Annotated in this window: 1 protein-coding gene (cut by a window edge); it reads left to right on the top strand. The window is 61.0% G+C overall.

Features of this window, described 5'->3' with window-relative positions; genetic code table 11:
* Positions 1–17,588, top strand: partial view of a non-ribosomal peptide synthase/polyketide synthase gene (locus JL015_RS01485; RefSeq protein ID WP_201017128.1) — the 3' portion only. Its footprint begins 13,285 nt before the window's first position; the window shows 17,588 of its 30,873 coding nt (coding positions 13,286–30,873); the start codon falls outside the window, past its left edge; its stop codon occupies positions 17,586–17,588.

The raw sequence follows: 17,588 nt of genomic DNA, 5'->3' as shown, positions 1-17,588 counted from the left end.
CTGAAGGCGATCCGTACCTGCAATATGCGCTGTTCAGTTTTGATGGTCTGCAACGGCTCCAGCAATTCGCTGCTGCCTTGCAGGCCGTTGTTTCACGGCACGATATCCTGCGCACCGGTGTGCTCTGGGAGCGGCTGGATGAACCGGTGCAGGTGGTCTGGCGTCATGCGGAGCTGGCGGTGGAGGAGGTTCGTCTCGATCCTGCCGCGGGCGATATTGCCGATCAACTGCGTGAAGCCCTGGACCCGCGTCATTATCGACTGGATATTCGCCAGGCACCGATGATGCGTATCGGTTATGCCCATGATCCAGCCAATAATCGCTGGCTGGGCATGCTGTTGTTCCACCATATGGTCGACGATGCCACGTCGCTGGGTATCCTGACTTCGGAAATCGAAGCCTTCATGTGCGGCCTCGGTGATCAGCTTCCCGCTTCGGTGCCTTATCGCAACTACGTGGCGCAGGCGCGGCTGGGTGTCAGTCGTGAAGCCCATGAAGCGTTTTTCCGCGAGATGCTGGGCGATATCGATGAGCCGACCCTGCCGTTCGGGCTGCATGACGTGCAAGGGGACGGACAAGGCATTCAGGAAGTCCGCCAGGTGGTGGATGCTTCCCTTGGCCAGCGGTTGCGAGTTCAGGCTCGCAAGCTGGGTGTCGGTGCTGCCAGCCTGTATCACCTGGGCTGGGCTCGGGTGCTGGGCGCCTTGTCGGGGCGTGATGAAGTAGTGTTCGGCACGGTCCTGCTGGGCCGCATGCAGGGCGGCGCAGGTGCCGACCGGGCGCTGGGCATGTTTATCAATACCTTGCCGTTGCGCGTTGACCTTGGGGATCAGCACGTCAGCAACGGCGTCAGGAAAACCCATGCCAATCTGACTGCACTGTTGGGCCACGAACACGCCTCGCTGGTGCTTGCCCAGCGTTGCAGCGGAGTCGAAGCACCTACACCGCTGTTCAGCTCATTGCTCAATTACCGTCATCTGGAAAACCATACCGGTGATTCCAGTGTCGCGGCCTGGGAAGGTATCCAGGCGCTGTCCGGGGAGGAACGCACCAACTATCCGCTGACCTTGTCCGTAGACGATCTGGGCGAAGGCTTCAACCTGACGGTGATGGCTGAAGCGCAAATAGGTGCCGAGCGTGTCTGTGGCTATATGCAGCGCGTGATGCATCAGTTGATCGATGCGCTGGAGCAGGCGCCGCAAACGTCGCTCAACAGCCTGTCGATTCTGCCTCGCAGTGAGCGTGAGCAATTGCTGCACGGGTGGAATGCCAATGACACGACCTTTGCCGATGACTTGTTGATACATCGTGCTTTCGAGGCGTGGGCTGCAAAACAACCGTCAGCCACGGCGGTTCGCTTTGAAGGTCGCCAGTTGAGCTATGGCGAGCTCAACACACGAGCCAACCAGGTTGCCCATCGCCTGATGGAGCAGGGCATCGGCCCGGATGATCGTGTAGCGATCTGCGTCGAACGCGGGCTGGAAATGATCATCGGCCTGCTGGGGATTCTCAAGGCCGGCGCGGGTTATGTGCCGCTGGACCCGGCTTATCCCGCCGAGCGCTTGACTTATCTGCTCAATGACAGCGCACCACTGGCGGTGCTGGTTCAGCAGGCCACGGCAGATGTGCTATCGGGTGTGTCGGTGCCTGTCATCAATCTGGACGATGCCCGCTTGCAGGAGCAATCCGTCTCGAATCCGCAGGTTTCAGGGTTGACGTCTTCGCACCTGGCTTATGTGATCTACACCTCGGGTTCCACCGGTTTGCCGAAGGGCGTTCAGATCGAGCACCGCAACGTGGCCCGTCTGTTCACGGCCACTCAGGCATGGTTCGACTTTGGCCCGACCGATACCTGGGCGCTGTTCCATTCCTTTGCCTTCGATTTTTCGGTCTGGGAAATCTGGGGCGCGCTGGTACATGGCGGAGAACTGCTGATCGTGCCGCAACTGGTCAGCCGCTCGCCTCAGGAATGCTATGCCTTGATCTGTGAGGCTGGCGTGACGGTGTTGAACCAGACACCAAGCGCTTTCCGCCAGTTGATTGCGGCTCAGGGTGAAAGCCATCAGGCGCATTCATTGCGTCAGGTGATCTTTGGTGGCGAAGCGCTGGAAACCGGAATACTCAAACCTTGGTACGCAAGGCCGGTGAACGCTGGAACCCAACTGGTGAATATGTATGGCATCACCGAAACCACGGTACACGTAACGTATCGAGCCTTGCAGGCTGCCGATGCGCTAAAAGCGGGTGTCAGCCCGATTGGTGTGCGAATCCCTGATTTGCAGACCTATGTGCTGGATGCCAATCGAGAGCCAGTGCCGGTCGGTGTTGTGGGTGAATTGTATGTGGGTGGCGCGGGCGTAGCGCGGGGTTACCTGAACCGTCCTGAACTGAATGAAGAACGGTTTATCCCTGATCCTTTCAGCCAGCGTCCCGGAGCGCGCCTGTATCGCACTGGCGACCTGGCCCGCTGGACCGCCGAGGGCAGCCTGGATTATCTGGGTCGTAACGACGATCAGGTGAAGATTCGTGGTTTCCGTATTGAGCTGGGTGAAGTTGAAGCCCAACTTGCAGCCTGCAAGGGCGTGCGTGAAACCGTGGTTATCGCTCGCGAAGACATTCCAGGCGACAAGCGCCTTGTGGCTTATGTGATTCCTGAAGAGGGCGCTACGCCATCTGCCGCAGAACTGCGTGACCAACTGTTGCAAACCCTGGCCGAGCATATGCTGCCAAGCGCCTTTGTGACGCTGGAAGCCTTGCCACTGACCACCAACGGCAAGCTGGATCGCAAGGCCTTGCCAGCGCCGGACCAATCGGCACTGGCAAGCCGAGCCTATGAAGCGCCCCAAGGCGAAGTCGAAGTGACCATTGCCCAACTCTGGCAAGAACTGCTGGATGTTGAGCAAGTAGGTCGTCATGACCACTTCTTCGAGCTGGGCGGGCATTCCCTGTTGGCAGTGAAGCTGATCGAGCGCATGCGTCAGCAGAACCTCAGCGCCGATGTTCGTGTGCTGTTTGGCCAGCCGACTCTGGCAGCACTGGCCGCAGCCGTAGGTGGGCAGACAGAAATAGTGGTGCCTGCCAATCTGATTACCGAAGGTTGCGAGCGGATTACCCCGGACATGCTGCCGCTGGCGGATCTGGATCAGGACGCTATCGACCGCGTGGTCGCCAGTGTGCCGGGTGGTGTTGCCAATGTGCAGGATATCTATGCCCTGGCTCCGTTGCAGGAGGGGATCTTGTATCACCATCTGGCAGCCGCCGAAGGCGATCCCTATGTGTTGCAGGTGCAGTTCAGTTTCGAGAGCCGGCAACATCTGGACAGCTTTGCCCGTGCCTTGCAGAGCGTCGTGGATCGTAACGATATTCTGCGTACCGCCGTGGTCTGGGAAAGCCTGAGCGAGCCGGTTCAGGTGGTCTGGCGCACGGCAACTCTGGAAGTCGAAGAAGTTGTGATGGCGCAGGGTAGTGAAGATGTGCTGGAGCAACTGCAACAGCGCTTTGACCCGCGTCACTATCGCCTCGATGTTTCCCGTGCTCCGCTGATGCGCCTTGCCTGTGCCGCTGATCCGGCCAATAACCGCTGGGTCGGCATGCTGTTGTTCCACCATATGGCCCTTGACCATACCGCGCTGGAAGTCGTGGTTCAGGAAATGCAGGCCAGCCTCACCGGTCAGTCCGGGCTGCTGCCTGTTGCTGTGCCTTACCGCAATCATGTGGCGAATGCCCGTCTGGGCGTCAGCCGTGAGGAGCATGAAGCCTTCTTCCGCGACATGCTGGGCGATATCGACGAGCCGACACTGCCATTGGGGTTGCAGGATGTGCAGGGCGATGGCAGTGGTATCGAAGAAGTGCATCAGCTAGTGGATGCTGATTTGGGCCAGCGTCTGCTCATTCAGGCCCGCCGTCTGGGAGCCAGTGCCGCGAGCCTGGTGCATCTGGCGTGGGCGCAGGTGGTGGGCCGGCTTGCCGGGCGTGAAGAGGTGGTCTTCGGGACGGTGCTGATGGGCCGCATGAGCGGCGCTGCCGGTACGGATCGGGCGCTGGGCATGTTTATCAATACGCTGCCGCTGCGTATCGATGTGGGTGTTCAGGGTGTCGAGGCCGGTGTGCGTGCCACGCATCAAAAGCTGTCGGCATTGCTCGGCCATGAACATGCTTCCTTGTCCCTGGCCCAGCGTTGCAGTGGCGTGCCTTCCGCGCTGCCGCTGTTCAGCACGTTGCTCAACTATCGCCACAGCGCAGGTCAGGCCGCCGCACCCGAAGCCGTGGCGGCGTGGGCCGGTATCCAGACCCTGTCCATGGAGGAACGCACCAACTATCCGCTGATGCTGAACGTCGATGATCTGGGTGACTCATTCATGCTGACTGCCCAGGCGGTGGCGGCCATTGGCGCACAACGCACCTGTGATTTCATGCAGACGGCATTGTCGAGCCTGGTCACTGCTCTGGAAGACGCGCCGCATACCCACCTTAATCGTCTTTCGGTCTTGTCCGAGGCCGAGCGCACTCAGTTGCTGGTTACATTCAATGACACCCAGGCGCCGTATCCGGAAACGCAGACCATTCACGGCCTGTTCGAGGCCCAGGTCGAGCGTACACCGCAGGCCATTGCGCTGGTACATGGCAATGAGCGTCTGAGCTACCAAACCCTTAACGAACGCGCCAACCGACTGGCGCACCACCTGCGCAATCAGGGCGTGCAGCCAGATTCGCGAGTGGGGATCTGTGTTCAGCGTGGCGTCGATATGGTGGTCGGCCTGCTGGCCATTCTCAAGGCGGGTGGCGCTTATGTGCCGCTGGACCCGGCCTATCCGGTGGATCGTATTGCCTACATGTTGCAGGACAGTGCGCCTACGGCCATTCTGGCCCATGCCGCGAGTCATGAATTGCTGGCCACGTCCTCGGCACCGGTCATCGAACTGGATCGGGGCAACTGGCTCACTGAGCCGGCCGCCAACCCACAGGTGCCTGGCCTCAATTCCAGCCATCTGGCTTATGTGATCTATACCTCGGGCTCCACTGGTTTGCCCAAAGGGGTGATGATCGAACATCGCAATACGGTCAACTTCCTGACCTGGGCTCAGCAGGCGTTTGAGCCAGAAGTCCTGGCCAGGACCCTGTTCTCGACTTCGTTGAACTTCGACCTTGCGGTTTACGAGTGTTTTGCACCGCTGATTTCGGGCGGCAGCATTGAAGTGGTCAAGAACGTACTGGCCCTGCAAGACGGCGAGCATGACGTCACGCTGATCAATACCGTGCCTTCAGCGTTGAAAGCACTCTTGGAATCGGGCGGTCTGGGGCAGAGCGTGCATACCGTCAACGTGGCAGGTGAGGCACTCAAAGGTTCGCTGGTTGAAAGGCTGTTCGCTGAAACTGGCGTCAAACGCCTGTGCAACCTTTACGGACCTTCGGAAACCACCACTTACTCAAGCTGGGTGGCCATGGACCGCGAAGACGGTTTCTCGGCCCATATCGGCAAGCCTGTGGCCAATACCCGGTTCTATCTGCTGGATGAGCATCGCCAGCCGGTGCCGTTGGGTGTTCCAGGCGAAATCTATATCGGCGGTGCGGGTGTGGCTCGCGGTTACTTGAATCGCGATGACCTGACCGCCGAGCGCTTCCTTGAGGATCCATTCAACGCTGGTGCCCGCATGTACCGCACTGGCGACCTGGGTCGCTGGCTAGCAGATGGCAATATCGAATACCTGGGCCGTAACGACGATCAGGTCAAGATCCGTGGTTTCCGTATCGAACTGGGCGAGATCGAGGCCCGGCTGGCCCGCCATGCCTCGGTTAAAGAGGCTGTAGTCATGGCCCGTGAGGATGTGCCGGGCGACAAGCGTCTGGTGGCCTATTTCACCGCCAGCATCGAAGATGTGGATATCGAGGATCTGCGTGAATACCTGCTGGCTCAGTTACCCGAATATATGGTTCCGGTGGCTTATGTTGTTCTGCAATCGCTGCCGTTGACGCCCAATGGCAAGCTGGATCGCAAGGCGCTGCCTGCACCGGACCTGCAGGCGCTGGTCAGTCAGGGCTACGAAGCGCCTCAAGGCGAAATCGAAGTGGCGCTGGCCCAGCTCTGGCAGGAATTGCTCGGGGTCGAGAAGGTCGGACGCTTTGACCGTTTCTTCGATCTGGGTGGGCATTCATTGCTCGCCATTCGCCTGATTTCCCAGGTTAGGCTGCGCCTTGGTGTCGAGCTGAGCCTGGCCGAGCTGTTCACTCATTCGGAGCTGTCAGCTCTCGCCGGGCTGCTGGCACAGGCAGGTCGCAGCACGTTGCCGGATATCGTCAGAGTGCCCCGCGACGAGGATCTGCCCTTGTCCTTTGCCCAGCAGCGCCTGTGGTTCCTGGCGCAAATGGAGGGTGGCAGCACGGCGTACAACATGCCGGCCGGCCTGCGCCTGCGCGGGCCTCTCGATGAAAGCGCACTGCAACGGGCACTGGAGCGCATTCTGGCTCGCCATGAAGCCTTGCGTACTCGATTCGCCGTTCGTGAGGATCAGGAACCTGTGCAACTGATTGAGCCAGTCGACAGCGGATTCGCGTTGACTCGTTTCAACCTGCAAGCCAGTAACGACCGTGAGCAACAATTGCTCGCCATGGCTCAGGAAGAAGCGCTGGCACCGTTCGACCTTGCCACCGGCCCCTTGATCCGCGGACGTCTGGTGCGTCTGGATGCCGAGGATCATGCCTTGTTGGTGACTGTTCACCATATCGTCTCAGACGGTTGGTCCCTTGGCGTGCTGACCCGTGAGCTGACCGAATTGTATGAAGCGTTCAGACAAGGACTGGAAGATCCGCTGCCGCCACTGAGCGTTCAGTACGCCGATTATGCCGTCTGGCAGCGCCGCTGGCTCAGTGGCGAAGTACTGGAAGCGCAAAGCCGTTACTGGCAGCAAACCCTGGCCGATGCTCCCGCATTGCTGGCGCTGCCCACCGACAAACCACGCCCGGCACAACAGGATTATGCCGGTGCGACCCTGGGCATCGTGCTCGATGCAGCCCTGACCCAGGACTTGAAAGCCTTGAGCCAGCGCCACGGCACAACGTTGTACATGACGGTCATGGCTGCCTGGGCCGTATTGCTGAGCCGGCTTGGCGGGCAGGACGACGTGGTGATCGGCTCACCAATGGCCAACCGCATGCGTGCTGAAGTCGAGCCTTTGATCGGCTTTTTCGTCAACACACTGGCCGTGCGTATCGACGTTTCGGACGACCCGGATGTCGGCACACTGCTGGCGCGGGTCAAGGATCGGGTCCTGAGTGCCCAGGCCCATCAGGACCTGCCATTCGAGCAAGTGGTGGAAGTGGTCAAACCGGTACGCAGCCTGTCGCACAGCCCAGTGTTCCAGGCGATGTTGAGCTGGCAGGACACCGGTGGCGCTGCTCTGACACTCGATGGCCTGGCTCTGGAAGGCATTGGCATTGCCAATACCGTGTCCAAGTTCGACCTTTCTCTGGACCTGAGCGAGTTGCAGGGGCAACTGGTCGGCAGTCTGGAATACGCCACTGCACTGTTTGGTGAAGCCACTGTGCGCCGTTACGCCCGCTATTTTGAAAATGTCCTGCGCGGTCTGGTGTCGGGTGATGGCGCGGCGATCACCAGAATTGAATTGCTGGATGCCGAAGAGCGTCAGCGTCTGCTGAGCGACTTGAACCGCACCCGGACTGCCTATCCGCAAACCAGCACCGCTCACTGCATGTTCGAGGAGCGCGTGGCTGCCCAGCCGGATGCCATTGCGGTGGTGTGCGAAGGCGAGCGCCTGAGTTATGCGCAACTGAACCTGCGGGCCAACCGCCTGGCACACACACTGATCGGCATGGGCATCGGCCCGGATGACCGGGTGGCGATCTGTGTGGAGCGCGGCGTCGACATGCTGGTCGGCCTGCTGGGCGTGCTCAAGGCCGGCGGAGCCTATGTGCCGCTCGATCCGGCCTATCCGGCGGATCGCCTGCAATTCATGTTGCAGGACAGCCAGCCCAAGGCGGTCTTGAGCCATCGCGGGATGGACCGTTCGCTACCGGAACTGAGCATTCCGGTAGTGGCTCTGGACAGCCCTCTGGCAGGCGAGGAGCACAACCCGGACGTCAAAGGCTTGAACGCCCGCCACCTGGCCTATGTGATCTATACCTCCGGCTCCACCGGCAATCCCAAGGGCGTGATGATCGAGCATCGCGGGCTGGTCAACTACAGCCTCGACGCGGCCCGGCTTTTCGAGCTGACAGCCGAGGATTCGGTGCTGCAACAAAACTCCCTTAACTTCGATCTGTCGGTGGAAGAGGTTTTCCCGGCATTGCTGGCTGGCGCTACTCTGGTTCCCACTCGGGACATCTTTGGCAGCGAAGGTCTGGCAGGCGAAACCCCGAGCATGCTGCATATGACTGCCGCGCACTGGCACACCCTGGTGGGTGATTGGCACCATCAGCCAGCGCTGGCTGCCAAGGCACTGGCGGGCGTGCGCCTGATCAACGTCACCGGCGATGCCCTGTCGGCCCAGAAGCTGCAATGGTGGCAGGCGTTGCGCCCGGCCCATACCCAATTGATCAATACCTACGGCCCGACAGAGGCGACGGTGTCCTGTACTGCCGCTTACGTGGACAGCAGCGGAGCCAGTCACAACGTCACCATCGGCAAACCGATGGCCAATACCCGCATTTACCTGCTCGACGCCTGGCAGCAACCGGTTCCAGCCGGTGTCGCTGGCGAAATGTACATCGGTGGCGACGGGGTGGCACGCGGTTATCTGAACCTTGAGAAAGTAAATGCAGAGCGTTTCCTGGTCGATCCTTTCAGCGACGAATCGGATGCGCGCATGTACAGGACCGGCGATCTGGCGCGTTACCTGGCAGACGGCAGCCTCGAATACCTGGGCCGCAATGACTTCCAGGTCAAGGTTCGAGGGTTCCGTATCGAACTGGGGGAAATCGAAACCCGTCTCGGCGACTGTGCCGGGGTCAAGGAAGCCGTGGTCATTGCCCGCGAGGACGTGCCGGGCGAGAAGCGTCTGGTCGCCTATGTGGTGCCTCATGCCGGGCAGACACTGACTGCTGGTGTGCTGCGTGAATCCCTCGCGCCACAACTGGCCGAGTACATGTTGCCCAGCGCCTTTGTGATGCTTGAAGCCATGCCACTGACGCCGAACCGCAAGCTGGACCGCAAGGCGCTCCCGGCACCGGAAGGTGAGGCCTTTGCCAGCCGGATCCACGAGCCGCCGCAAGGCGCGACCGAAACCGCTCTGGCTCAGGTCTGGCAACAATTGCTCGATGTGGAGCGGGTGGGGCGCAACGACCACTTCTTTGAACTGGGCGGGCATTCCTTGCTGGCCATGCGGCTGATTGCCCATGTACGGCAGCGACTGGGGGCTGAGTTGCGCTTGATGGATGTTTTCGCCCATCCTGTCCTTGAAGCCATGGCCAGGGGACTGGCGCAGGCAGCGCGCAGTTCGCAGCCTTCCGTGATTGCGGTTTCCCGTGATCAGGCCTTGCCGCTGTCGTTCGCACAACAGCGACTCTGGTTCCTGGCGCGTCTTGAAGGCGACAACCCGGCCTATCACATTCCGGCCGGCCTGCGTCTGCGTGGCGAACTGGATGCGAATGCACTGCAGAGTGCGCTGGACATGATCGTGGCCCGTCACGAATCGCTGCGCACCACTTTTGTCCAGTTGCCGGGGCAGGATGCCGAACAGCGTATTGCGCCGTCGGATATCGGCTTCGAGCTGCGCTTGCAGGCACTGGACGGGCAGCCGACTGCCGAACAGAGCCTGGCGCTGCTGGTTACCGACGAGGCACGGGCACCGTTCGATCTGAGCAAAGGTCCGTTGGTTCGTGGCCGACTGGTACGCATGGCCAGCGACGATCATGTCTTGCTGGTGACTTTCCACCACATCATTGCCGATGGCTGGTCCTCGGATATCTTCACCCGTGAACTGGGCATTCTTTATGAAGCACTGCGCAACGGTGAAGCCGATCCGCTGCCGGCCCTGGCGCTGCAATACGCCGATTATGCAATGTGGCAGCGCTGCTGGCTGACCGCCGAGGTGTTGCAGCAGCAAAGCGGTTACTGGCAACAGGCTCTGGCTGAGGCCCCGGCGCTGCTGAGCCTGCCTACTGACCGTGCTCGTCCTGCGCAACAGGATTATTCAGGGAATGCCGTCGGCCTGGCGCTGGATCAGGCGCTGACCGACCAGATCAAGGCTTTGAGCCAGCGCCAGGGCACCACTTTGTTCATGACTGTACTTGCGGCCTGGGCCACGGTATTGGGCCGCCTGGCCAGTCAGGATGATGTGGTGATCGGAACGCCAGTGGCCAACCGCACGCGGGTCGAGGTCGAAGGCCTGATCGGCCTGTTCGTCAACACCCTGGCACTGCGAGTGGACTTGTCTGCCGAGCCGACGGTCGAGGCGTTGCTGCAACAGGTCAAGGCTCGCACCCTTGAAGCACAGGCTCATCAGGACTTGCCGTTCGAGCAGGTGGTGGAAGCGGTCAATCCGGTGCGCAGCCTGGCTCACAGCCCGATCTTCCAGGCCATGTTGTCCTGGCAGAACGGCGCAGGCGAGGACCTGGCCCTTGGCGATATGAACCTGCAGGGCGTGAATGCCAGCAGTCGCAGCGCCAAGTTCGATGTGCTGCTGGACATGGCGGAAGTCGGCGGACGCCTGTATGGCTCGCTGGAGTATGCAACCGCGCTGTTTGACCGGGACACCATCGAGCGCCATCTGGGTTATCTGGAAGCTGTATTGCGTGGCATGGTCGCTGACAGCCATGCAGTCGCGACCCATATTCCGCTGGTTCAGGCCGATGAGCGTCGGCTATTACTCGAAACATTCAACGCGACAGCCGTGGACTATCCGCAAGGCCTGACGCTGCACGGCTTGTTTGAAGACCAGGTAGCGAGGACGCCGGATGCAACGGCCTTGACGTTCGAGGGCACGTCATGGAGCTATGCGCAGCTCAACGCACAGGCCAACCGTATCGCTCATCGCCTGATCGGCATGGGCGTCGGTGTGGAGGATCGGATCGCCATCTGTGTGGAGCGCAGCCTGCATATGGTTGCGGGCCTGCTGGGCATTCTCAAGGCCGGGGCCGGTTATGTACCGCTGGACCCGGATTATCCTGCGGACCGACTGGCCTATATGCTGGAGAACAGCGCGCCGGTCGTGGTGCTTGGCCAATTGTCCTTGCGTGACAGCCTGCCACACTGCAAATGCCCGATGCTGATGCTCGACGGCCAGGAACTGGACGGTCAGCCTGGCGATAACCCTCGGGTTGCCAACCTTACCGCCTCGAATCTGGCCTATGTCATCTATACCTCCGGCTCCACCGGCCAGCCCAAGGGCGTGATGAACGAACATATTGGCGTCGTGAACCGGCTCTTGTGGATGCAGGATGAATACGTTCTGGACGCAACCGATGTCGTGCTCCAGAAAACCCCGTTCAGCTTCGATGTATCGGTATGGGAGTTCTTCTGGCCACTGTTCAACGGCGCCCGTCTGGTGATGGCGCGTCCGGGTGGTCATCGTGAGCCAGCCTACCTGTGCGACACGATTCAGGCCCTGGGTGTGACGACCCTGCACTTCGTACCTTCGATGCTGGAAGTCTTCCTGGCTCACGGCAACCTGGAACGCTGCCATAGCCTGACCCGTGTGATGTGCAGCGGTGAAGCGTTGCCGGGGCATCTGGTCAGGCGCTTCAAGGCACAACCGACCGGTGCCGTTCTGTACAACCTGTACGGCCCGACCGAAGCTGCCGTGGACGTCACGGCCTGGGATTGCAGCGGTCTTGAAACCCCGGATAACACGCCGATTGGCAAACCGGTGGCCAATACCGGTATCTATCTGCTCGACAGCATCGCTCAACCGGTGCCGCTGGGCAGTGCGGGCGAGATCTACATTGCCGGCATTCAAGTGGCGCGGGGCTATCTGGGCCGTCCGGAGCTGACCGCCGAACGTTTCCTTCGTGATCCGTTCAGCAGTGACCCGACGGCACGTATGTACCGCACCGGTGACCTGGGTCGTTTCCTGGCCGATGGCACGCTGATTTATCTGGGCCGCAATGACGACCAGGTGAAAATACGCGGTTTCCGCATCGAACTGGGTGAAGTGGCCGCACGTCTGGGTACTCATCCGGACATTCTGGAAGCGGTGGTCATCGCGCGTGAAGACACGCCGGGTGACAAGCGGCTGGTTGCCTATTACACCGCACAGCAGGATCTGGAAGTCGAAAGTCTGCGTGGCTATCTGTCGGGCCTGTTGCCTGAGTACATGGTGCCTGCCGCTTATGTGAAACTTGCCAGCCTGCCGCTGAGCGCCAATGGCAAGCTGGATCGCAAGCGCTTGCCCGCGCCGGATCGCGACAGCATTGCCAACCGCAGCTATGAAGCACCTCAAGGTGCGGTGGAGGTCATGCTGGCCGAAATCTGGTCGGAGCTGCTGCATGTGGAGCAAGTAGGTCGTTTTGATCACTTCTTTGAACTGGGCGGTCACTCGCTGCTGGCTGTCACGCTGATCGAGCGCATGCGTCAGGTCGGGCTGAGTGCTGATGTTCGCGTTCTGTTTGGCCAGCCGACACTGGCTGCACTGGCTCAGGCGGTCGGCAGCGATCATGAAGTGACAGTGCCCGCCAATCTGATCGCGGCTCAGGGATGTGAACGGATTACGCCTGAGATGTTGCCGCTGATCGATCTGACTCAGGACGAAATCGACCGGCTGGCTGCTTCGGTTCCCGGCGGTGTGGCGAACATTCAGGATATCTACCCGCTGGCGCCGTTGCAGGAAGGCATTCTCTATCACCACCTGGCTGCCGGGCTCGGTGACTCCTACTTGCAGCAGGCGGTATTCACCTTCGAGGATCAGGAGCGGCTGGATGCCTTTATCGCCGCGTTGCGCGGTGTGATCGGGCGGCATGACATCCTGCGTACGGCGATTTTCTGGGAAGGTCTGAGCGAGCCTGTGCAAGTGGTATTGCGCGATGCACCGCTGCCTATCGAGGTGGTGACGCTGGACCCAAGCCATGGCGCGCTGGAAACCCGTTTGCGCGAGCATTTCGACCCGCGTCATTACCGCATGGACGTACGTCAGGCACCGCTGCTGCATCTGGCCTACGCCTACGACAATGAGCAGGATCGCTGGGTCGGCATTCTGCTGTTCCATCACATTGCACTGGATCATACCGCTCTGGATGTCTTGCAGGCTGAAATGCAGGCATTCCTCACGGGGCAGGAGGCGCAACTGGGCGCTGCGGTGCCTTATCGCAACTATGTTGCGCAGGCCAGGCTGGGCACTGAGGCGCAGACGCACGATGCGTTCTTTACGCAAATGCTCGGTGATGTCAGTACATCGACGCTGCCATTCGGCCTGCATGATGTGCAGATGGACGGCAACGGTATCGAGCAGTTCCGGCTGGTGCTGGACGAGGGGCTTGGGCAAAGGCTGCGTACCAGCGCCCGGCAACTGGGCGTTAGCCCGGCCAGCCTGCATCATCTGGCCTGGGCACAGGTGCTTAGCCTGGTCAGCGGTCGCGAAGATGTCGTGTTCGGCACCTTGTTGATGGGCCGCATGCAGGGCGGTGAGGGTGCCGATCGTGCTCTGGGCATGTTTATCAATACCTTGCCGATCCGCATCGATATCTCTGGCCAGAGCGCAAGAGATGCAGTGCGCTCAACCCATGCCTCACTGGCGGCTCTGCTGGCCCATGAGCACGCCTCACTGGCGCTTGCCCAGCGTTGCAGCGGGATCGAAGCCCCCGCGCCATTGTTCAGCGCCTTGCTCAACTATCGTCACAGTGGCGTGCAGGTCGATGCCCAGGCACAGGCGGCATGGGACGGTATTCAAGGATTGGGCGGGGAGGAGTGGAGCAACTATCCGGTCGCGTTGAACGTGGACGATATGGTCGACGCTTTTGTGCTGACCGCCCAGGCCGTGCCTCAGGCCGGAGCAGAACGCATCTGTGCCTACATGAATCGGGCGTTGTACAGCCTGGTCGAGGCGCTGGAGCGTACCCCGGACAAGCCCGTTCACGAATTGCAGGTCTTGCCGATGGCCGAGCGTCATCAGGTATTGCTGGAGTTCAACGATACCCATGCTGACTACCCTGCGGATCAGCCGGTGCATCGCCTGTTCGAGGCGCAGGCGCGTTTGAATCCGTTGGCTATTGCCGTGGAACACGATGGCGTCCAGACCTCATATCGGGCTCTCGACGATCAGGCACAGCGGCTGGCCGGTCAGCTCTGGCATGAAGGTGTCAGGCCGGGCGAGCGTGTCGCCATGTTGCTGAGCCGGTCTCTGGACTGGCTGGTCAGTGCCCTTGCCATTCTCAAATGCGGCGCCATCTATGTGCCGCTTGATCGTCAGGCCCCCGAGGAGCGCCTGCGTCTGATTATCGAGGACAGCGCCGCTGTATTGACCCTGGGCACCGCCGATACGCCGATGCCGGAAGGGATTCGCTGGCTGGACGTGACGGCACCGCTGGGGGCAGCCCTTGAGTGCGATGTCGAAACAAACGGCAACGATGCGGCATACGTGCTGTACACCTCAGGTTCCACCGGCCTGCCCAAAGGGGTGGTGGTGCCGCACCGTGGCATTGCGCGTCTGGTCCTGAATAACCGTTTTGTGCAGTTCAGGCCTGAAGACCGATTGGCGTTCGCTTCCAATCCGGCATTCGATGCAAGCACGATGGAGGTCTGGGGCGCGCTGCTCAATGGTGGGCGACTGGTCATTATCGACCATGAATGCCTGCTGGATCCTCCCCGTTTCGCGGATGTTCTGGCACGTACCGAGGTCAGCGTGTTGTTCCTGACCACGTCGGTCTTCAACCAGTACGTGGGCCTGATAGGGCCAGCCCTTGCCGGCTTGCGTGTATTGATGTCGGGCGGTGAGCGGGCCGATGCGCAGATGTTCGGCAAGATGCGTGCACTGGCTCCGGCCTTGCAGTTGATCAACGGCTACGGGCCAACGGAAAGCACGACCTTCGCCACGACTTATGCATTCGGGGATGTTGCGCCAGACACGGCCAGCCTGCCGATTGGCAAACCGTTGTCCAACACCCGGGTGTATGTGCTGGATGCGCGGCAAAAACCGGTCCCGGTGGGCGTTGCGGGTGAAATCTGTATCGCAGGCGACGGCGTGGCGCTGGGGTATCTGAATCGTGCGGAGCTGACAGCAAAAGCTTTCCTCGATGACCCGTTCAGCCCTGGCGAAGGTGCGTTGCTGTACCGCACCGGCGATTCCGGGCGCTGGCAGGCGGACGGCACGCTGGATTACCTGGGGCGTACCGACAACCAGGTCAAGGTGCGTGGCTATCGGATCGAGCTGGGCGAAATCGATGCGAGGCTGAATCTTCATCCGGCAATCAGGGAAAGTGTTGTGCTGGCGCGGCAATCGGCTGCGGCGGGGCAATGCCTGGTGGCCTACTTCACTGCCGACGGCGACGTGGGTATCGACGCGCTGCGAGCGCACATGCAGAGCCAGCTACCGGACTATATGGTGCCGAGCGCTTATGTAAGGATGGAAAACATGCCATTGACTGCAAACGGCAAGCTCGACGTGAAAGCATTGCCTGTTCCCGATGAACAGGCGCTGGTCAGCCACGGTTATGAGGCGCCGCATGAGGGCCTTGAAACTACACTGGCCCAGGCTTGGGCGCATGTGTTGCAACTGGAGCGGGTGGGACGCCATGAACGGTTCTTCGAGCTGGGCGGTCACTCGTTGCTGGCGGTGCGTCTGGTCGGGGTTCTGACTCAGACAGATGCGCGTATCACCTTGTCCGAAGTCTTTGAACACGACAGTGTTGCTGCCATGGCCGGGCTTATCCAGCAACGCGAGAGTGGCCAGGCGCACGCAGGAGGCGCAGTTCCTGTACGACGCAGTGGCACCCGTACGCCATTGTTCCTGGTTCATGAGTTCAGCGGCCTGGATCTTTACTTCCCGGCCCTGGGCAAGCATATCGACCCGGACACGCCGGTCTATGGTTTGCCTGCCATGGCCTGGGGCGAGCAGCAGTTGCAAACGATGGAATGCATGGCAACCCGACTGATCGGGCTGATGCGTGAGGTTCAGCCGCATGGCCCGTATCGTCTGGCGGGCTGGTCGTTTGGTGGCGTTCTGGCCTATGAAATCGCCAACCAGTTGATCGCACTTGAGGAGACGGTCGAGTTTCTTGGTCTGATCGACAGTTATTACCCGCGTTGCGTGGATCAGGGACGTCAGCGCTGGACCCGCGAGCACGGGCATGCCTTGCATCTGCTGGATCGTTGCGAGGTTCTGGGTAACGCTTCGGCATCCAGCAGTGAAGAGCGAGCCCGTATCGCTGCGTCACTGGCAGCGCTGCAATCGATGGCTCGTCAGGTGGACTTCGATACGCTACTGCAAGCCTGCCGCGAGCAAAACCTGCTGCCTGCGGAGATAGCGGCGCTGGGCCGCGACGAGCTGTGGCATTACCTTGATCGCGAAGTCGCCCATGGCCACGCCCTTGCCAACTACACCGTGTATCCGGTGCCGGTTCCGGTCCATCTGTTCGTGGCCGCCGAACGGGCCGAGGATGCGCCGCTGCATGAAGGCTATCTCGGCTGGGAGGCCGTCTTGCCTGCTGCGCAACTGCGTTGCGTATCGGTCCCGGGCAACCATCAGACGATGATGGAGGTGCCCCATATCCAGGAACTGGGGCTGGCTATCAATGCGGCCCTGGCAGAGGGCGGCCCGACAGGCCCGGGTGGCGGGACGTTCCAGCCGTTGCTGACGATTCAGTCCGGGCGCGCCGATCACGTGCCGGTGTTCTGCGTACCGGGCGCCGGGGACAGTGTCACCGGTTTCATCGGCCTGGCTGATGCGTTTGGGCCGCACTGGCCGCTGCATGGTCTGCAACCACGCGGGCTGGATGGCGCAACTGTGCCGTTCGGTCTGGTGGAAACCGCGGCCGAGGCGTATCTGAAAGCCATCGACTCGGTCCATCCCCATGGCCCGTTGCATCTGCTGGGCCATTCGTTCGGTGGCTGGGTGGTCTATGAAATGGCGGCTCGTCTCCAGGCTCAGGGTCGTGAGGTTGCGTCGCTGACCCTGATCGACAGCGAGTCGCCAGGCGGCAATGGCGTAGTGGGCCGGCCTTATACGAGCAGTGGGGTGCTGATGCGCCTGATCGAGGCGATTCAGTTGTCGTCGGGCAAATCACTGCACATCGATGCTGCCGCATTTGCCGCACAGGACGATGCCGGCCAGATGCGTCTGCTGCATGCCGGGATGGTGCGCGCCGGAATTCTGCCAGCCCGCTCTCCGGTCACCGCAATGAACGGTCCGGCGCGTGCCTTTGGTGCAGCCTTGCGAACTCGTTATCAGCCCGTTCACCGCTATGACGGCCCCGTCCGGCTGGTGCTGGCCGAAGACCCGACTCTGGATGCGGCGCACAACCAGCGTGAGCAGCAATCGATGCTGGAGGGCTGGAAGTCTCATGTCCCGGACCTGAGTGTCTGGTACGGGCCGGGCAACCATTTCACGATCCTCAAGGACGGCCATGTTCAACGCCTCGCGCAATGGTGGCGCGAGGGACTCGTTACACCCGGCAAGGAAGTCAGCCATCCATCGATCCTGCAATAA

This window comes from Pseudomonas cichorii, from assembly GCF_015471405.1.
GTDB lineage: Bacteria > Pseudomonadota > Gammaproteobacteria > Pseudomonadales > Pseudomonadaceae > Aquipseudomonas > Aquipseudomonas serbiensis.
This window is presented reverse-complemented; position numbering and strand designations above follow the sequence as displayed.